At 36.1% G+C, this 20,563-nt stretch carries 15 protein-coding genes and 1 tRNA gene; 4 read left to right on the top strand and 12 right to left on the bottom strand.

The features are described from left to right. Positions 1-443: 443 nt before the first annotated feature. From MM213_RS15100 to MM213_RS15075, 6 genes are all read right to left on the bottom strand, one after another. Entirely contained in the window at positions 444-1,466 is a 1,023-nt protein-coding gene (locus tag MM213_RS15100; protein ID WP_241413598.1) for a PorP/SprF family type IX secretion system membrane protein, read from the bottom strand. Then, positions 1,463-3,811, bottom strand: a complete 2,349-nt coding sequence (locus MM213_RS15095) for a PKD domain-containing protein (RefSeq protein ID WP_241413597.1) — start codon at positions 3,809-3,811, stop codon at positions 1,463-1,465. The genes MM213_RS15100 and MM213_RS15095 overlap by 4 nt, the downstream gene beginning before the upstream one ends. Before the next feature lie 118 nt (positions 3,812-3,929). Continuing rightward, positions 3,930-5,201, bottom strand: a complete 1,272-nt coding sequence (locus tag MM213_RS15090; protein ID WP_241413595.1) for an adenylosuccinate synthase — start codon at positions 5,199-5,201, stop codon at positions 3,930-3,932. Between the two features lie 132 nt (positions 5,202-5,333). Continuing rightward, complete coding sequence (locus MM213_RS15085; RefSeq protein WP_241413593.1) at positions 5,334-5,678, bottom strand: STAS domain-containing protein; 345 nt, start codon at positions 5,676-5,678, stop codon at positions 5,334-5,336. After that, a complete protein-coding gene (locus MM213_RS15080) occupies positions 5,675-6,142 on the bottom strand; it encodes a Fur family transcriptional regulator (RefSeq protein ID WP_241413601.1) in 468 nt (155 codons plus the stop codon). The genes MM213_RS15085 and MM213_RS15080 overlap by 4 nt, the downstream gene beginning before the upstream one ends. Before the next feature lie 236 nt (positions 6,143-6,378). Continuing rightward, complete coding sequence (locus MM213_RS15075; RefSeq protein WP_241413592.1) at positions 6,379-8,604, bottom strand: RelA/SpoT family protein; 2,226 nt, start codon at positions 8,602-8,604, stop codon at positions 6,379-6,381. A 135-nt stretch (positions 8,605-8,739) separates the two neighbouring features. Between MM213_RS15075 and MM213_RS15070 the strand changes: the two genes are divergently transcribed. The 4 genes from MM213_RS15070 to clpX all read left to right on the top strand — a co-directional run bounded on the left by MM213_RS15070 (position 8,740) and on the right by clpX (position 12,239). Beyond that, positions 8,740-8,821 (top strand) — tRNA-Leu (locus tag MM213_RS15070). Positions 8,822-8,931: 110 nt separating this feature from the next. Further along, on the top strand, positions 8,932-10,260 hold the full coding sequence (tig, locus tag MM213_RS15065; RefSeq protein ID WP_241413591.1) for a trigger factor: 1,329 nt from the start codon (positions 8,932-8,934) through the stop codon (positions 10,258-10,260). A gap of 78 nt (positions 10,261-10,338) precedes the next feature. After that, positions 10,339-11,013 (top strand): ClpP family protease, encoded by a 675-nt coding sequence (locus MM213_RS15060; RefSeq protein ID WP_255806980.1) that lies wholly within the window; start codon positions 10,339-10,341, stop codon positions 11,011-11,013. Then, a complete protein-coding gene (gene clpX, locus MM213_RS15055; protein ID WP_241413590.1) occupies positions 11,013-12,239 on the top strand; it encodes an ATP-dependent Clp protease ATP-binding subunit ClpX in 1,227 nt (408 codons plus the stop codon). Before MM213_RS15060 ends, clpX begins: the two co-directional genes overlap by 1 nt. A 248-nt stretch (positions 12,240-12,487) precedes the next feature. Here the strand turns inward: clpX and lpxB are convergent, their stop codons facing one another. The 6 genes from lpxB to MM213_RS15025 form a co-directional block, all read right to left on the bottom strand. Next, positions 12,488-13,594, bottom strand: coding sequence for a lipid-A-disaccharide synthase (gene lpxB / locus MM213_RS15050; RefSeq protein ID WP_241413588.1), 1,107 nt, complete (start codon positions 13,592-13,594; stop codon positions 12,488-12,490). Positions 13,595-13,710: 116 nt separating this feature from the next. Beyond that, the gene (locus MM213_RS15045) at positions 13,711-14,130 is read right to left on the bottom strand and encodes a 6-pyruvoyl trahydropterin synthase family protein (protein ID WP_241413587.1); all 420 of its coding nucleotides are present in this window, start codon (positions 14,128-14,130) and stop codon (positions 13,711-13,713) included. Between the two features lie 109 nt (positions 14,131-14,239). Continuing rightward, positions 14,240-14,959: a hypothetical protein gene (locus MM213_RS15040; protein ID WP_241413585.1), complete on the bottom strand. Its 720-nt coding sequence runs from the start codon at positions 14,957-14,959 to the stop codon at positions 14,240-14,242. Positions 14,960-15,258: 299 nt separating this feature from the next. Beyond that, positions 15,259-15,723, bottom strand: a complete 465-nt coding sequence (locus MM213_RS15035; RefSeq protein ID WP_241413583.1) for a DUF4843 domain-containing protein — start codon at positions 15,721-15,723, stop codon at positions 15,259-15,261. An 11-nt stretch (positions 15,724-15,734) separates the two neighbouring features. After that, positions 15,735-17,159, bottom strand: coding sequence for a RagB/SusD family nutrient uptake outer membrane protein (locus MM213_RS15030; RefSeq protein ID WP_241413581.1), 1,425 nt, complete (start codon positions 17,157-17,159; stop codon positions 15,735-15,737). 12 nt (positions 17,160-17,171) lie between these two features. Next, positions 17,172-20,297, bottom strand: a complete 3,126-nt coding sequence (locus MM213_RS15025) for a SusC/RagA family TonB-linked outer membrane protein (RefSeq protein WP_241413579.1) — start codon at positions 20,295-20,297, stop codon at positions 17,172-17,174. Between the last annotated feature and the right edge of the window lie 266 nt (positions 20,298-20,563).

Below are 20,563 nucleotides of genomic sequence, written 5' to 3'. Positions count from 1 at the left end.
TCCTGAGCCAGGATCAAACTCTCCATTGTAAAGTTTTTTGTAGAGATCTTTATAATCTCTTTGTTCCTGACGCCAATGGATATATATTCTCTATCTATTATTGCGAAACTAGCCCTAAGGCTTTGTCTCTGTCTCTTTGTCTTACAGTACTTCAATGAACTTATACACCGACTTTCCGGTGTCTTGAAACCCTCTCAGGCCTATTCCACAAACCCTCTTCCGAGTTGGGTTTGCAAAGGTAGAAATGTTTTTTAAAACCGCAAAAAAAAACATTGAAAATATTTAATTCTTTTTTGCCCTCGCTGTGTTTCTGTGTCAACCTTTCCCCCGTTTGGGATTGCAAAAGTGCAACTTTTTCCCAACTTTACAACTACTATACTCAAAGTATTTTTACAACATTACCAAAATACCTGAAAACCAATTAGAAAAGTTTTGAAATAAGTTTAGTATCGAAAGGTTGGTAATCTTTTAACTTGTCTCCTATTCAAAAATTCATCTACAAAAGAGTATCTAAGTGAGATTTCATGAGCACCTCCAGAATTCCTCCAACCTAATTGAGATAACGTAAAATCATAGCTATAACCAACATCAAGTCCATTTTTGAGTGTCAGGCCTAAAACACCTATCAACGCTTCATTATTTGGTAACCCAAACTGTGTCGGTAATCCCCTATACCAAACTCCTAAAATAACTGGCTCAAAATAAAACTCCGTCCCTACATCCAACTGATCAAATACCCCTTGTTTCTTGTAATTAAAAGCAATGGCGACGGTTCTTTCTTGTCGTGTATTGTTGAAATAATCATTTATAAAACCTGGTGTCAAATCAAACTTAACACCACCATGCAATGAATACTTGATTGGCAACCGAAATTGGTCATCCTGAAGATAAGAGAGTTCAGGCATTAATAAATGATGTGCAGAAGCACCCAGCCAAATTTTTTCACTATAATATAACAACCCAGAGTGTAAATCAGCAAACGATCTTTGTCTTTCATCTGGATCAACAAGACCATTCCCCGGGGTTACAACACCTCTATCTATATCCAATTGCGTACTTAATATAATATCATCAAAACTTGCGGACCTCGCAGCGTATGAAACTTGAACACCCATATGCAAAAAACCTTTCTCCCCTACTCTCAACCGATAAGAATACAGCAATCCTATCTCTGAATTTTGAAACCCTGTCAAGCTTTCCCTACTTCCATTCACAACCAATCCCAAGCCTGAGTTCTTTTGTTGGATAAAACCATCTGCATAAGCTGAAAAAACCACAAAGGTCTGATCGAGAGAAGGCCATTGATTTCTGAAATTGAATCCAACCCTTGTCATTTCTGAACTTCCTGCAAACGCTGGATTTAAATATAAAGGAGCTGAATAAAATTGTGAAAACTGAACGTCTTGCGCCTTTACTCCAAAGGAAAATAGCAAAATCAAAACAAAGAATAAGTTGCTAATTCTCATCTTATTAATAGAAACCTCCCACTTTCTTCAATCATATCCCCGTCAAAGGATTCCATTTTCACCTTAAAAATATAACTCCCTCCGGGCACAAGCTCTCCATTGACCCGACCATCCCAACCTTCTGAATTCACATCGCTTGTTTGAAAAATCAAATCCCCCCATATATTAAAAATACTCATTTCCATTTTGGCGACACCTTTAAACTTTGGTTTGAAAAATTGATTCTCTGACTGGGTTGGAGTAAATCCCGTAGGGTACATCACACGAAAAGATTGGGTCAAAGCCAATTCTTTTGTAAATATATCTTCACACCCGAGTTCATTCAATATAGTTAGAGACACCTCAAAATTCCCTTTTTGTCCAAATATATGAATTGGCGATTCTTCAATGCTTGTGTTTCCATCTCCAAAATCCCAAAACCAACTGACAGCACCACCTGTAGTTTCACTAATGAACCTTATTGGATCATCAATAAAGATCCCTCCTTGTTCATCTGTTTTTATACCTGTTCCATCAACTTCATAGTCAAAATTAGAAAAAAGTGGCTCCTCTACTATGATCACTTGAAAAACAATCTCTTCAGACCAGCAAGTTAAATCCTTATGCTTGAACCTAAATAAATACTCTCCTGAATTTGAAACTTGGGAAAGTTCTTCATTAGTCAACTGAACTCCCTCTTGACTCTTTATTTCATAATCAAATAGGTTTTCATTATAATCTGTAATAAATAATCTAAGATCCACACCTTCTCCTGGCTCACAGCCAACGACAGGACTCACAATTTCAAATTCCGGTAAATCTGGATTTACAATGGTAACAAAATTAGATTCTGCAGGACAATTTTTATCATTAAAGGCAAGAACTTTATACTCTCCAGGGGTTGAGACTTCTATTGAACTCCCAAAATCACCAGCAATTATTTCATTATTAAAAAACCATTCAAACCTGTTGTATATTTCGTTACCTGATGCTATAAAATTCACAGTTTGTCCTTCGCATAGTCTAATCTCATCTTGGCTCGGCAAAAGGTTTTCACTTTCTATCCGAACAGGTGATGGTGATTCCTGAACTAACAGTCTTAGCTTGTTTCCTAAAGATCGTTTTCCATAACTATCTGTTATAGTATAAAAAACTTCTACATATTGATTGATGAATTCAGGATTTGGAAAAAAGGTAAATCCTCCCCCACTCTGATCTGATCTAAATATACCTTCAGCTAAAATCAATTCTCGGTTTTCAGCCCTACAACTTCCTTGAGAACAAATATCTTCTTCCTCAGCCTGAATTTCTTCTATAGTCTCATAAAATTGGATACATCTTAAGGTTGAATTTTCATTTGTGAGGATGATATTTGAATTAAAAAGGTCATAAGTATTTTCCTGACCAGCGCAAGACGCAACATCATCAATATCTACACCTTCTGGATTGGTTAGTCCCTCTTGATTGGAAACTTCGACAATAACATTTCTAATCTCATGAAAATTATTTTCTCCACCTGTCGAGGCAGCAAATCCTATTTTCAATTCTTCTGGAGCACCAAAAGGATAAGGTTCTTGATTAAAAATAGTCACCGACCTTGGATTACCTGCTTCGGTAGTCACTAACATTTCTACGGTCAATAAATAGCCTACATCATTGGGATTGGGTTCGAGATTTAAAAAAACTTGTCTATAACCAGGATTCTGAGGATCAACAACCCTATTCGTTCCTTGACCACCTGAACTCAAAGAAAACCTTTGAGTTACAGGCAAGCCAAACACACCACCTTCATTTACTTTTTTTCCAACAATATATCGGTACCCAGAAATTCCTTGACCAGGACCTCTTACAACAATTGAGTTTGGATGAAAACCTCCTTCGTTTCCAGGAAATCCTCCGATTTTTCCTTGTGTGTTATTTCCAAAATTTCCAAAAGTATCAAAACCAATTCCTAGATAAGCCCCTGAAAGTCCTGCTTCATTATCCCTTCTTGCATACCCCAAGGAACCTCCGAACCCACCTGGTGAAAAATTTGCTATATCAGCATCAAAAAGAAATGCTGTCAAACCGTCAGCACCAGTACCTCCATAACAGAAATATTCAAAAGATGCCTTGATTCCAAATGTTGATGAAAAAGGAATGTCAATATAAACAAAACCACTTTGATCATTTTGATTACTCGTCAGCCTTAATACTCCGGAGTTCAACACAGCACTTCCGCCAAAGACAGTAGAAGATTGAGTACTTCCACCATCAAAAGTTTCACAATACGGAAAACCAATTTGTCCATTTGATTTTATTGCAATACAATTTGCAAAGAGAATAATGAAAAATATAGAATAGCTTATTTTTGGGTTTAATGCCATCTGGCAAAAGGGAGTTAGTATGTATACTTTAATCAATATGTAAATTATACAATTTGATTTAAAATAAAAAAAGGCTTTCGAGATATCTCAAAAGCCTTATTAAACTATGTCCAGTTTTTTACCTCAAAATGGTCTGTATTCTATCAGGTCCGATAGACACCATCTTGATGGGTACCTGAAGCTCTTCTTCCAGAATATTCACATAATCTTTCAATTCCTGAGGAAAACCATCATATGCTGTAACTCCTGAAAGTGATTTGTTCCATCCATTTACTGTTTTGTAAATTGGCTTCACATCTTGATCATTGAGTTCATAAGTCAATCTATCCACTCGAGTACCATCTGGAAGCTCGTAGTGCGTACATATTTTGATTTTTTCAAAAATATTCAACACATCTCCTTTCATCATGAATAACTGTGTTACCCCATTGATCATGATAGAATATCTCAAAGCTGGTAAATCTATCCAACCACAACGTCTTGGTCTGCCAGTTGTTGAGCCAAACTCATTGCCTTCTTTCCTCATATCCTCCCCATCTTTATCAAACAGTTCTGTTGGGAAAGGCCCACTCCCGACCCTAGTGCAGTAAGCCTTAAAAATTCCATAGACTTCGCCGATTTTGGAAGGAGCTACGCCCAATCCAGTACAAGCCCCGGCAGTCATTGTGCTGCTACTAGTAACAAAAGGGTAACTTCCAAAGTCTATATCAAGAAGTGATCCTTGTGCACCTTCTGCTAAAACTTTATCACCTTTAGCTAGGTGATCATTCACTTGATATTCACTATCAATTAAATTTAAAGTCTTGAAAAACTCAATTGATTCAAAAAACACTTTTTCAAGTTCTGGTAATTCCTCTAAAGGGAAATCGTAAAAAGACAGTGTAGTTTTGTGCTTTTCTACCAAAGTATTATACTTTGCTTCAAAATCTTCTGCAAGAATATCCCCAACCCTCAATGCTACTCTCCCTATTTTGTCTTGATAAGTTGGTCCAATACCTTTTAATGTTGATCCAATTTTTTTATCACCTTTGGATTTTTCATAAGCAGCATCAAGAAGCTTATGTGTAGGGATAATTATCGTTGCTTTCTTAGATATGAACAAGTTCTCATTGAAAGCAATATTGAATTTTTTCAATCCTTCTATCTCTTTTCTCAACACTACTGGATCCAACACCACTCCATTCCCTATGATGTTTGTTAGATTTGATCTAAAAATCCCAGAAGGTATTTGATGCAAGACATGCTTTATTCCATCAAACTCTAATGTATGACCTGCATTTGGCCCTCCCTGAAATCGAGCGACTACATTATATTGTGGAGCAAGTACATCGACAACCTTACCTTTTCCTTCATCGCCCCACTGCAGGCCTAATAACACATCCATTTTCATTTGATTTTACTTTTGCTGATTGTTTGTTTTCTTTTTGAGTGGCGAAGTTTGGAATAAGGATAAAAAATTGCAAGGAATTCATGTTATTTATTATTCCTTTAAACATTTTTTATTGTAAAGATTTTGTAAAACCTATGCTAGTTTCTCTTTTGCCTCTTCCAGGGTGTCAAAGACTGTAAAGATGTTATTCAATTTAGTAATTATCAAAAGCTTCTTGACATGTTCTGATGGAGAAGTAAGATATACTTCCCCTCCCGAATTTCTCATTTTAGTAAGCATGGTTATCAAAACCCCAATTCCACTAGAAGAAATATATCTAACTTCCTTCAAGTCAATGACAAATTTTTTGATCTTATCATTCACCGAGTTTGTTACGATTTCAACTAATTTGGGACCTACATCGTCACCGATTAAATCACCTTGGATATATAAAAAGTGTGTAGTCTCCTTTTGTTCGGTTTGATAGGTTAGTTTCATACAATTGGTTTATGTTCACATTTTTCTTTGGTACAATTACCATAAAGAATCAAGGAATGATGTAGTACTTTAAAATCTAGAATATCTCCTACTGTATTCTGAATATTTTGGATCCTCGGATCGCAAAACTCTTTAACTTGGTTGCAATCAATACAAATCAAATGGTCATGCTGCTTGTATCCATAAGATTTTTCATACTGGGCAAGATTTTGTCCAAACTGATGTTTTGTAACCAAATCACACTCTACCAGTAGATCAAGCGTATTATAGACTGTTGCTCTGCTTACACGGTAGTTTTTGTTCTTCATGCTGATATACAGAGATTCCACATCAAAATGTCCTCCTCTTCCATAGATCTCTTCAAGAATAGCATAACGTTCAGGAGTCTTCCGGAGTTTTTTATTTTCCAGATAGGCTGTAAAAATTTTCTTTACCTCTTCGTATAGGGATTCATTCAAGGCCATTGTCTCACTTTTTTGTTTCAAATATAACTGTTCTTATTTAGAAATGATTCAAATAAATACGAATATCCACAATCCTACTTATGTTCGAATCAAATAAGTAGAATTGAGATATTAAAATGTACCATCAGCCAAACTTGATTATTATTTTCACAAAAAGTAAAAATTAGCTTTCTGAGATTTGAGAGTCAAAAATCTAAATCAACCTGTATTTACAAGGATAAAATTGCAGAAATCACTTAATAATCAAATCTGGTTATTTTAATAATCCCTTCTACCTTACCTAAATTTTCCATTAGCTTTTCCAAATGCTGTGTACTATGAACATACAATTTGATAGTACCTTCGAAAATCCCTGCATCAGAATCTACTGTAATGGATCTCATATTGACTTTAAGTTCATTTGAAATTACTTTTGTCACATCATTGATCAAACCAACTCTATCAGTACCAACAATCCTCAATCCAGCCAAGAAAGCAATCTCTTGTTGACTTGTCCATTTGGCTTTGATCACTCTATTTCCATGGTTAGATAAAAGTTCCAATGCATTAGGACAAGATGTACGATGAATTTTGATACCTTCATTTACGGTAACGAAGCCAAAAACATCATCACCAGGTATGGGATTGCAGCATTTTGCCAAAACGTAGTCAACCACATCCATATCTTCTCCAATCAATAATTGGTCATGGTCAGGGCCTTTGAGATTTTTGATTTCTTTTGTGAAGCTCGACTCATCTTTCACTACTTCAAAAGAAGCCTTTCCTTTTTGCCTCTTCTCTTCCTTAAAATCCTTAAATCCTTTGATAGAAGTAGATTCAATAATACCCTTTCCAACTTTATAGTAAAACTCATTTGCTGTTTTAGTTTCAAAGTAAGCTCTCAACTGCTCCACGACTTCAGAATTGAAATCAAGCTTCATTTGTTTCAATTTCCTTTGAACTACCTCTTTACCGTCCAAAATAGAAGATTTCTTCTCCTCCCTAAGTGCATCTTTAATTTTTGCTTTTGCACGTGATGTTACTACCACGTGTAACCAATCTTCAGTGGGTTTTTGCTTGTTTGAAGTGAGAATTTCTACTTKATCGCCGTTTTTAAGCTTGTGATTGATAGAAACTAATTTTTGATTTACTTTGGCACCAATGCACTTTGCCCCTACTTCCGTATGGATTTCAAATGCAAAATCCAATGCTGTAGCACCTATTGGCATTACTTTGAGATCACCTTTTGGTGTAAATACAAATACTTCGTCATGGAATAGATTGCCACGGAAATCATCCATAAACTCTATTGCAGAGCCATCATTAGTCTCAAGTAGGGTCCGAACTTGGGTAATCCAATCATCAAGTCCAGTAGATGCTTTTGTAGCTGCAGCTTCACGATCCTTATACTTCCAATGAGCCGCATATCCTCGCTCAGCAATGTCGTCCATTCTTTGACTTCTGATTTGTACTTCGACCCATTGACCAGTGTTACTCATAACAGTAGTATGTAGAGATTCATAGCCATTAGTTCTTGGAGTACTAATCCAGTCCCTTAGTCTATCTGGATTTGGTCTATAAAAATCTGTGACAACAGAATATACCTGCCAGCAGTCAGCTTTCTCATTATCAACTTCTGTATCTACAATTATACGAACAGCAAAAAGATCATATACCTCTTCAAAAGGTATATTTTGTTTTTTCATTTTATTGTAAATAGAATATATAGACTTTGGTCTTCCCTTTATTGTAAATTTGAAGCCTTGATCTGTAAGTTCCTCTTCCATAGGAGCTATAAAAGCTTTGATAAACTTATTTCTCGAAAGTCTGGTTTCATTGATTTTCTCTACAATAAAACTGTATGTATCAGTATCGGTATATTTTAGATATAGATCTTCTAATTCTGACTTAATGGTATAAAGGCCCAAGCGGTGTGCTAGAGGTGCATAAAGATACATTGTTTCAGATGCAATTTTAAGCTGCTTGTGACGCGGCATGCTCCCAAGAGTCCTCATGTTGTTCAATCTATCGGCAATTTTGATCAAAATAACTCTCACATCATCTGATAGTRTCAAAAGCATTTTTCTAAAGTTCTCAGCTTGTTGCGAAGAACCATAATCAAATACGCCAGATATTTTGGTCAACCCATCGATGATTTGCATCACTTTTGGCCCAAACTCCCTTTCTATATCCTCCAATTCCCAATCTGTGTCTTCAACTACATCATGAAGAAGTGCGGCCACAATACTGGTAGGACCTAAGCCAATTTCTTCCACACATACTAATGCAACTTCTAACGGATGATAAATGTAAGGCTCACCTGACTTTCTTCTCATCTCCTTATGAGCCTCATTGGAGACATTAAAAGCCTTTTTGATAATCTTTGCATCTCCAGACTTGAGTAGTGGCTTTGCCAACTTCAACAACTTCCGATAACGCTTTAGGATCTCTTTTCTTTCTTCTTCTAGATCTACTTGTATCATATATTCGAAGGTAAAACAATTCTCTATTTAATTAAAAGGGCATTCTTAAATTTTTTTTAAACTTTTTTTCAATATTTTCACTCCAACTTTTGCAAGTTTAAAATTCATGATTACCTTTGCATCCACATTAGATAAGCGGATGTGGCGAAATTGGTAGACGCACTAGACTTAGGATCTAGCGCCGTAAGGCATGGGGGTTCGAGTCCCTCTATCCGCACGTTTTCAAACCCTCAATCACGGTTCCGATTTCGAAATAGCTTTAAGCGATTCGAATGACGAAAAGAGATTGAGGGTTTTTAGTTAAAGACAAATCAAAATCAATATACCTTGGAAATCACATTAGACAAGCATTCAGCAAATCAAGCTTCAGTTAAAATTAAGTTAAATGAAGCAGATTATCAACCAAAGGTTGATGCTAAAGTTAAAGAATACGCAAGGAAAGCCAACATCAAAGGCTTTAGACCTGGTAAAGCGCCAGTTACGATGGTGAAAAAACTTTACGGTACTTCCGTATTGGTGGATGAAATAAACAGTATCCTTTCTACTTCTTTAAATGATTATCTGAAAGCCCAAACTTTTAAAATATTGGGTGATCCCCTTCCGGTAATTGAAGATGCTGATCAAATCGATTGGAATACTCAAAAAGAATTTGATTTTGAATACAAAATCGGCTTTGTTGAAGATGTTAAAATTTCTGTTGACAAAAATATCAACGCTACTAGCTACAGTGTAGAGATGGACAAAGAAACCATCAATGAAGCTATTCAAAATCTTCGTAGCCAATATGGTAAAATGACAAATCCAGATGAAAGCCAAGAAGGAGACTTCATATATGGTGACATCAAAGCTGTAGATGGTGATTTTGAAAAGACGTTCTCTCTTCCATTATCTAAAGTTGACGGAAGGTCATTGAAGAAATTCATAGGCTTGAAAAAAGGTGACATCGTTGAATTTGATCCATCAAAAGCGATCAAAGAAGACTTAGCAGAGACGGTTGGTGTAGAAGAGTCTGAAGTTGAAAAACTTTCTGGCAAATTCACTTTTGTAGTACAAAACATCAACAGAACCGAATTGGCTGAATTGAACCAAGAGTTTTTTGATAAAGTGTTTGGTCCAAACCAAGTAGAATCTGAAGAAGCATTTTTGGAAAAAGTAAATTCCATCATGTCAGAAAACTACAATAAGGAAATCAAAGTATACAGCGATGAAAAGATCAAAGAAACTTTAATTGGTAGTGCAAAGATCGACCTTCCTGAAGATTTCTTAAAAGAGTGGTTACTAAAAGCCAATGAAGGAAAAGTCACTCAAGAGCAAGTAGACCAAGAGTACCCAATCTATGCGAAGCAATTGTCTTGGACTATCATTTCAAATGAAATAGCTCAAGCGAATGAAATCAAAGCAGAGCATGCTGATGTGATCGAAAAAACCAAGGAAATGGTTCGAGAACAATTTGCATCTTCGGGCTTAGGCGCACAATTGGAAGACAGTATGGATATGTTTGTAGATAATTACCTTCAAGGAAACGAAGGACAAAACTACATGCAGATGATGACATCTGTTCAAAACGAAAAAGTGTTGACCTTTGTCAAAGAAAATATAGACTTGACAGAAGAAGTTTTGTCAATCGAGAAGTTCAAAGAGCTTTTGGAAAACTAATTCTGAAACAATTTCGTTAACAAAAAGTCCTTCTTTAAGGGCTTTTTTTATTTTTGTAAACGACTAAAAAAAATCAACATGTTCAATAAAGACGAATTCAGAAAATTTGCAGTTCACAATCAAGGTATTAGTGGCAATGCATTTGACCAATATGATACCTTCATCAATGGAATGACTCGATCAGTGATTGAAGAACGTCCAACAAATTTCAGGGAGATTGATGTTTTCTCAAGATTAATCATGGATAGAATTATTTTCTTGGGAACTCAGGTTGATGATTTTATAGCAAACATCATTACTGCTCAATTACTATTCTTGGAATCCACCGACCCTAAGAAGGATGTATTACTCTATGTGAATAGTCCGGGCGGTTCGGTTACAGCTGGCTTGGGTATCTATGACACCATGCAATATATCAATCCAGACGTAGCAACTATCTGTACAGGAATAGCTGCATCTATGGGGGCTGTATTGCTAGCGGGTGGCGCAAAGGACAAAAGGTCTGCACTTCAACATTCAAGGGTGATGATTCATCAGCCATCAGGTGGGATGCAAGGTCAGTCAAGAGACATGGAAATCTCATTGAAATTGATCATGTCGATGAAAAAAGAGCTTTACGACATATTGGCTATGCACTCAGGTAAGTCTTACGAAGATATCGAAAGAGACTCTGACAGAGATTATTGGATGAAAGCACCAGAAGCCAAAGAATATGGTTTAATTGATGAGGTTTTGATAAGAAAAGCAAAATAATGGCTCAAGTTACATGCTCCTTTTGTGGAAGAAATAAAAAAGATGTAGATCTAATGGTATCTGGTATATCTGCACATATATGCAATTTTTGCATAGATCAGGCATATCAGATTCTCGGGGAAGAGGAGAAAACTAAAAAACCAGAGAAAAACCAAAAGTTCAAACTCAAAAAACCTAAGGAACTCACTGAGTTCCTTAATGAATATGTAATTGGTCAATTTGAAGCCAAAAAGGTGCTGACCGTTGCAGTATATAATCATTACAAGAGGCTACAGCAAAAAATGAATGCTGATGATGAGATTAAGATCGAAAAATCGAATATCATCATGGTAGGCGAAACTGGTACAGGAAAAACCTATTTGGCAAAAACATTGGCCAAGGTATTAGAGGTACCGTTTTGTATCGCTGATGCCACTGTATTAACAGAAGCAGGCTATGTGGGTGAAGATGTGGAAAGCATCCTGACTAGATTGCTCCAAGCTGCTGACTACAATGTGGAAGCAGCCGAAAAGGGCATCGTGTACATAGATGAACTCGATAAAATTGCCAGAAAGTCAGACAACCCTTCTATCACAAGAGATGTGAGTGGTGAAGGTGTTCAGCAAGCCCTTTTGAAATTGCTTGAAGGAACTATCGTAAACGTACCTCCTCAAGGAGGCAGAAAGCACCCTGACCAGAAAATGATTGCCGTCAATACCGAAAACATTCTTTTTGTGTGTGGCGGAGCTTTTGATGGAATCACAAGACATATAGCAAGAAGATTGAACACACAGCCTTTGGGTTTTGGGAAAGCAGAGGATAAAGCCCATGCTGATAGAGATAATTTGTTGCAATATGTAACTGCCCAAGATTTGAAGTCATTTGGGTTAATCCCTGAATTGATAGGACGTCTTCCAGTAGTTACACATTTGGACCCACTAGACAAAACTGCTTTGAAAAGTATTTTGACAGAACCTAAAAATGCACTCGTAAAGCAATATCAGAAGCTGATGGAAATGGAAGGTGTGAATTTGGTGTTCGAAGAAAGTGGTGTTGACTACATTGTAGAAAAAGCCATGGAATACAACTTGGGAGCAAGAGGTTTAAGGTCTATCTGCGAAGCTATCATTACTGATGCAATGTATGAACTACCTTCTGACAATAAAGTCAAGGAGCTTGTAGTTGATGCGAAATATGCACATGAACAATTTGATAAATCAAAATTCAAAAAATTGCAAGTAGCTTAAAAACAAAAAGGGAGCTGGTTTAAAAACCAGCTCCCTTTTTGTTTATATTCGTTAGTGTCATTTGAAATTGTGGCACACAAACAGTTCATATCTTAATATACCTCATGATTTTTCAGTAAGAATATTTTTAAAAACTACAAAAACCCGACAAGATTCAATCTGTAGCTTTTCCCCTATATCCAAATTGGATATGAATTAGGAAGAGAATTGTGAATTAAAAAATCGAAAAATTCAGATTCAATCGACTTTTAAGTATTGATACTTTCCCAAATCAGATCTGCTGTAGTCGAAGAAGCTTGATTTTCGCCTATTTTATTTTTGATATCATCATAACCCTGCAACATCATCCCTCTATAAATATTATTGCCTAAAATTTTATTGAGCTCTTCTGAGATCATTTCCCTATTAAAATCAGATTGAATAAGCTCTTTTACTACCTCTCTCCCTGCAATCAAATTAACAAGTGAAATATATGGCACTCGAATAAGTTTTTTTGCGATAGCATAACTCAAGGAACTAGTTTTATACACGACTACTTGCGGAATTCTGAACAATGCAGTCTCGAGCGTTGCAGTACCTGAAGTTACAATCGCTGCATTGGCATGATGAAGAATATCATAAGTCTGATCAAAAACCACTTTGATTCCAGCATCGATAGCAGGCTGATACAAGTTCTCAGGAAGATTTTTAACTCCAGCAACTACAAACTGAGCATTCGGGAAATCTTTTACCAAAGAAATCATCACATTCATCATATTTGTCAACTCCTGCTTTCTGCTCCCTGGCAACAAAGCGATAATCGGCTGATAACTCAATTCATTTTTTTGATGGAAAAAATCGTGAGGTTTGAATTCTTTCAGTTCGTCCAACAATGGATTACCTACATAAGTGGCATTAACTTGAAAATTTATAAAAAACTCAACTTCAAAAGGCAAAATACAATAGACCCTATCTACATACTTCTTGATCTTAAGTGCTCTCTTCTGATTCCAAGCCCAAACTTTAGGAGGAATGTAATAATGTACTGAAAAATTTTCATCGCTGGCGAATTTGGCTATTTTCATATTGAACCCACCATAATCAACCAAAATCACAACATCAGGTTTATAGTTCAAGATGTCATTTTTGACCAGAGAAAGATATTTCAAAACTTTCCTAAAACCCAGAACTACCTCCAAAAAGCCCATCAATGCTACGTCCTCATAATGGACAAGAAGTTCTTGACCTTGTTTCTTAGAATAATCACCTCCCATTCCCCTAAAAGTGGCATTGAGATCTTTAGCTTTAAGAGATTTAATCAAATTGGAGGCGTGCAAGTCTCCTGACCTTTCGCCTGATATGATATAATATTTCATTTTTCTGGAGTAGCTCTAACATTATAATTGGAATAATTTCACTTTGAAGTTAATAAAAAATAAAGGGCAGCCCCAACAAAAAGAGACTACCCAAAATTTTAAATTATTAAAGATCATTACTCACCAAAATATTCTACAAAATTTCTAGGAGTTTCGTATAGTGTCAATTTATAAAGCTTGCCATGAGGTACGATTTCATTTACAGCAGGCTCCAGGATTTTCCAAAACTCCATGACAAGGTTTTCGCAACTTGCCATTTTCCCGAGCATAAAATCCACATCTAGGTTCAGGTTTTTGTGGTCAACTTTATCAATAACGAGAGATCTGATTATATTGCTCAATTGCTTCAGATCCACTACAAAACCTGTTTCAGCGTCAGGCAATCCTTTGACAGTGACAATAAGTTCGAAATTATGACCATGCCAATTGACATTGGCACAAGGACCAAAAACCTCCACATTTTTTTCGTCGGACCATTTAGGATTCCAAAGCTTATGAGCTGCATTGAAATGTTCTTTTCTGCAAACGTGTATCATTAATCTATTGATTTGGAGTGCAAAAATAACAAAAAGAAATATGGAATCTAATTCTAAGTTAGGAAAAGCATGAATTGAAAATCAAAATTAGATGAAATCTCTGAATTACCTACTTTACCTCAATTGCACTAAGTGCATTTACAATATCTGTTTCTGACTTCCAAGACAAGCCATTTGATTTAAAATGGGAATCAATCAAGGAAGCCACTTCTTTCCCCAAAATCTTCTGAATAGAAGCTTTTGCCAAATTGGTTGATGAAAAAGGATTGTTCTTATTTGATAAATAATAAACTACAGAAGAGATAAAACTATCTTCCTGTGGTCCAGACGCATACGCGCCTTTCTCTGCTTTGGAAAGGAGTATAACCTCTTCTTTAATCAAAGTAAGACCATCATTATCAAATAAAACTTCATACAAAAATGTTTCTGATTTCCCTTTTTCAAAATTATCAGCAGATAATTTGCGGAAAAATTTATCACCATCAGTGCCGTTTATTATAACCTCTTGAATAAAGTCAAGATCTAAAGCAAGTGGACTTCCATCAATAGTTTTTTTTATATTGAGCTCTTTCTTGTAAGCGTTTACATTAAGAAGAACAGGGCCAGATAAATCACCTTTAGTAAACTTAATTTTACCTTCTTGAAAATCATCAAATATATACATAGATCCTGTTACTGTATTGAGATAATCATCAACAGATCTACCAAGAAAAAGTGTTTCTGGTATACTAGCATCCCACTGATCTTGACTATATGAGAAAAAGGGAATTGAAAATAATGCGAGTAAAATGATCGTTTTTTTCATGTGTTTATTAATATTTATTTTCAAATGTCATGCCAATTGATCGAAATAGACTATGGGACGCAATGAATTACCTTACCCCTTCTTAAGAACCTCCCTCGTGAGCATTTAACATGTTTAAAGTTCCTATATGAAAGGACATTAATTCTATCATTTTCACTATACTATATCAAGATATCATATGAATAAGTCCACTGTAATCAAAAGAGTCTAACTTAAACCTCCTAGAAATGGCATGATATCGCTGTAAAATTAAATCTATTTTGGACTATACGAAAAAATGGACTCCCCAGTTGGGAAGTCCATTCATTTATAAACAATGTGACTTAAGGTCTAATGCTGATTCTTACCCTTTTGTGATTTTCAGAAGGTTTGATAACATCATTACCAACCAATTCCAAAACAAGTAACCTTGTAGTTCCAGCAGGTATCGCTGTACCTAAGATTTCTACTTGGGCTGAGCCAAAACTCGAGTTCGCCGGAATTACAAAAGAACCATTAGAACCTAAGTTGTAATGAACCCCAGCCTCAGCTGTAGTAAGCTCACTATCAACTCTAAAGGTGATAGTTTGATCAGAAGAAAATTGCGGAGCGATCAAATTAACCTGCTCAGAAATCACCCCTGCACCAGCATTCGTCAGCCTTGTAAAGTTTGCATTACTCACAGGAGAATTAAATTCTACTAAAGGATCACCTTTAAATATTCTCGTTTGATCTATATCCTCAATACAGCTTACTGACAAAGCAAGTAAAGCTACGAAGAAGGAAAATTGAATTAATATTCTTTTCATAATTTTCAAGATTAGTAACCAAAGTTGTTGATAAGGTTTGGATTAATATTCAAATCACCAGAAGGAAGTGGCGCAAGGATTCTACGATCATTGAACTCTATCACTTCACCAATTAGGTCAGAAGCCGTTTTGTCAATATCTCTACCATATCTCTTCAAGTCAAAGAATCTATGACCTTCACCCAACAATTCAAGCCTTCTTTCTGTAAGAATTTCTTCAAGCAAATCTGCACCTGTCGTAGTAATTACCAAAGCTGCATCATTTAGATTTCTTCTTTTCAAAGTCTGTAAAGCTGCTTGAGCTGCAGGTATTTGATTCAAGTGATATCTAGCTTCAGCCAAGTTTAAGTACATTTCAGACATTCTGAAAATTGGGATATTATCAGTATTAGGTTGACCTGTATTACCTTGGAATTTATGCATCTCGATAGTACCTACAGCGTTTGCCCGACCTACGATAGTTTGTGGTTTTAAGATGCCATTTCTTACATCGCTTGGATTTGCAGTAATAAGATTTCTTACAGCTAAACTAGGTGTAAAATCTCCATTACCTACATAATCTGGATGAAGAGTAGTTGGTCCACTTATATAAATAGATTGAAGAGACTCATTAGGACCCTGATTTTCATTATTTTGAAACTCCAAATACCAAAGTGCCTCAGGATGGATTGCAGTAGCCCAATCACTTGCATAAGCTGCAGGTGTAGATAATCTTGCAATACCTGAACTAATTGCATCTTCAGCATACTGAGCAGCCAAAGACCAATTACCTCTATATAAAGCTATTCTTGACCCTAAAGCAGCTGCACTTGCCTTTGTAAACCTAGCTTTAGTACCAGTCGTAGCTAATAAACCAATAGCCCTTTCGATATCCGCTAGCATAAAATCATAAACTTCATCTATTGATGCTCTTGCTGGAAATGTCACATCTGCAATATCAAGAACAGCAGAGGTAATCAAAGGAACACCACCTCTATTTTGATCTGCTATTACATTAGTAGGCATGTAAGCATAAATATTCATCAAATAAAAGTAGGATAAAGCTCTCAACGCATAAGCTTCGCCAACAACTGCTGGAGGCAATACATCTGCACCTTCAATAACAACATTCAATCTCAACATGGTGGAATAATTACCCCATGCACCCATGTGAGCATTCAAAGTGTTGTTAAATTGAGCACCAAAAGTACCTCTATTAATGTTTCTAGTGAAATTGTCTGCCATTATTTCTGGCATTACAAACCAAGCACTTCCAAGTCTTGCATTACTCTGATAATCATCGTAACAATTAATCAAAAGACCAGTAAGTACGTCAGCTGAAGCTAGCGCTCCTTCAACCGAAATTGATTGCTTAGGCTCTGTATCAAGCAGGTCACTACATGCACTTGCAGCAAATAAAGATCCTGCAAGCAATGCTATATATTTAATTTTTTTCATTTTCATCTTAAATTAGAATGTTAATTGAACACCTACAGTATAGTTTTTACTTGGAGGGAAAATACCTGTAGTAGATCCACCTGTAAATTCCACATCTAAACCAGTAAACTTATCTAACGTCCAAAGATTAATACCTTGCGCATAAATTCTAGCTCTAGAAACAGCATATCTAGACAAGAACCTTGCTGGTACTTCATAAGCTAGTGTAGCCTGCTTCAACCTGATATATGAAAGGTCTTGGAGTGTTCTATGTGTACCTATACCAACTCCTCCAACTTCAGCTGCAGAATTTGGTCTTGGCATACTTACAATATCTCCTGGTTCTCTCCATACAATATCCAACAATCTTGAATACAAGTTAAGTCTAGTTTCGTATGGGTTATAAGCAAAACCACCCGTACCATCCTGACCAATTTTACCGTAATCATATTGGAAAAGTACTTCTAAAGAGAATCCTTTATAAGAGAAGTTATGTGTCCAACCACCAAAGAAGTCAGAGTTAGTATTTCCTAAAATAACACGATCATCATTTTCGTCACCAATAGTTGATCCGTTGGTTGGCTGATAAGTAATATTACCATTTCTATCATAGAACATTGGTCTACCAGTAGCTGGGTTTACCCCTGCATATCTTGGCGCATAATAAAGGTTTAGAGGATGACCTACTTGAAGCGCAGTACCTATATTTTCTTGACCTTCAAAAAGAGAAAGTAGTTTTTGATCTTGGAATGCAATGTTGAATGCTGTATTCCACTTAAATCCACCTGAATTAATTATAACAGCATTTAATGCCACTTCAATACCACGGTTTTCTAATTCACCTACGTTTTCAGAAATTGAACCATAGCCCGATGTATTTGGAAGAGATCTGTCTAAAAGTAAATCTGTAGAAAGTCTTTTATAAGCATCAACGGAACCAGAGATTCTACCTTCCAAAAAGGCGAAATCAACACCAAAGTTTGTTGTGATTTGAGTTTCCCAAGAAAGCATATTGTTTGCTAGACCTGAGATTGTAAGACCTGGAGTGTTCAGGTAATTACCTGCACCTGCAGAACTAACAAGTCCTCTAGAAGCAAAATTACTAATCCTGTTGTTACCAGCTGTACCATAACTAGCTCTGATTTTCAAATCATCCAAGAAAGAAGACCCTTTCAAGAATTCTTCTTCAGAAAGTACATATGATGCTCCGATAGAAGGAAATAAACCCCATCTTTTATCAAAACCAAATCTTGATGAGCCATCATATCTTAGAGTACCATTAACGAAGAACTTGTTATCAAAAGCGTACTTCACATTTGTGAAAACACCTGCATTTTTCCACTCAGTAAAGAATCCGCCTGCACCAGTTGGCTCAGCAGCAGACTGAATCGTACGGAATTGTGGAGTTGGGAATCCCTGAGCACTAACAGAGAACGCTTCATTTGCTTCTGATCTATATTCAGCACCAAGCATTACGTCAATTCTATTTTTAGGATTGATTTGGTGGGAATAGTTCAACTGCTGCGTAGTAATGAAGTTTGTATTTGTCTGGTATTGCGCAAATGCTGAACCTGCATTATTTCTACCTCCAAAGGTTCTTGGATCAGTATATCTGTTTTCTTGAATAGCTCTGTAATCTAAACCATAGAAAGTTCTGAACCTCAATTTATCTGTGATTTTATAGTTAAGTGCTATATTACCATTCAATTGATTCGTTCTGTTATTTCTTTCATTGAAAGCCAATGATTTTAATGGATTTTCCTGAAGAATACCTGCTAAAGGCTCTCTAAAGTCATCTCTTTCATTTGAATTGTAGAATGGATTGAAAGGAAGAATCAAGAGACCTGCAAAAGTGGGGTTCTCAAATTGAGATCCACCAGTAACAGTTGCATTTTGAAGAATTGTACTAGCATTAAGCTGAGTTTCAATCGTTACTTTCTTGTTAAGATCATGATCAATGTTGAATCTGATATTTGCTCTTTCAAAATCAAACTGTCTAATTTGACCTTCTTGCTTATTGTAACCACCTGAAATATAAAATCTAGTGTTATCGGATCCACCTCTAGCACTTAATTCATAATTTCTGATTCTACCAGTTTGTTGGAAGATCTCATTCTGCCAATCGTAAGTCTCTAGACCATCTATAAAAGCCATCAATTCAGACTCAGGAATGTTAGCCAAGGCTTGTACACCAGCCACTGTATTTAAGTTACCCACTTGACCTAAAACCGGCCAATCACTAGCCGTAAGGCCATTCAATGCATCTCTTCTTGCAACACCTTCATTAGTAAGAGCTGCTGTAGTCGGGAATCTCTGTCTGTTATTTCTAAATGCTAAAAGTCTGTAGTTAATAAACTCTTGAGAATTCATCATTTCTACTTGACGAATTGGAGTAACCCAACCTGTATAGGTATTGAAATTAACCTGTGTTTTACCTTTTTTACCTCTTTTGGTAGTGATGATAACAACACCATTTGCAGCTTGAGAACCATAAATAGATGCCGCTGCATCTTTTAGGATTTCCATTGTCTCGATATCATTTGGGTTGATAGAGGCAAGTGGGTTGGTAGATACGTTGGAAGCATTATCAGCATTATTGAACTGAACACCATCTACAATGTAAAGAGGATCATTACCAGCATTGATAGAACCCTGGCCACGGATCCTCACTCTCAATGCACCACCTGGGATACCACTAGCGTTTTGAACTAAAACTCCAGCAGCTCTTCCTTGAAGTGCTCTATCGAATGATTGTAAAGGAAGGTTTTGGATTGATTCACCACCAACAGAAGAAACGGCTCCTGTTATTTCTCTTTTTGTCTGGGTTCCATAACCAGTCACTATAACCTCATTTAAGGAGGTCATATCTGAAGACATAGTCAAATCAATGATTGACCTAGTGCCTATATTGATTTCTTGAGGTGAATAACCAAGAAAACTAAAAGATAAAACACTACTACTTTCAGGAACATTCAAAGAATATTTCCCATCTAAATCAGTGGCGGTACCAACTGTTGTACCCTTCACTATCACGGTAACACCTGGAATCGGCTGATTATCATCTGATGAAATCACCGTCCCAGTGACTACGCGACCTTGTGCAAATGCAGCAGCACTTACAAAAAGGAACGCAAGCCCTAGAAGTAAAACTTTCTTCATACTATTATTTTTTGGTTTAACGATACTCCAATTTTATCTATAAACTTGATATAATCCTAAGATTTTAAAAAAATTTACATGAACTGCATACGAATCACACAATCGGTTCATTTAGAATTAAACCATTCAGCAAACTTTTATTCTGTAATTTATATATAAATTAAATTATTAGTAAAAATAAAGTTTGTGTTTATTAAATAATCAAAAGATAATTTTTTTTTAACTTATCTTAACAAATCAATCAAAAAGTATTTTTGGGGCTATAA

The sequence above is a fragment of the Belliella alkalica genome (assembly GCF_022549785.1).
Lineage (GTDB): Bacteria > Bacteroidota > Bacteroidia > Cytophagales > Cyclobacteriaceae > Belliella > Belliella alkalica.
This window is presented reverse-complemented; position numbering and strand designations above follow the sequence as displayed.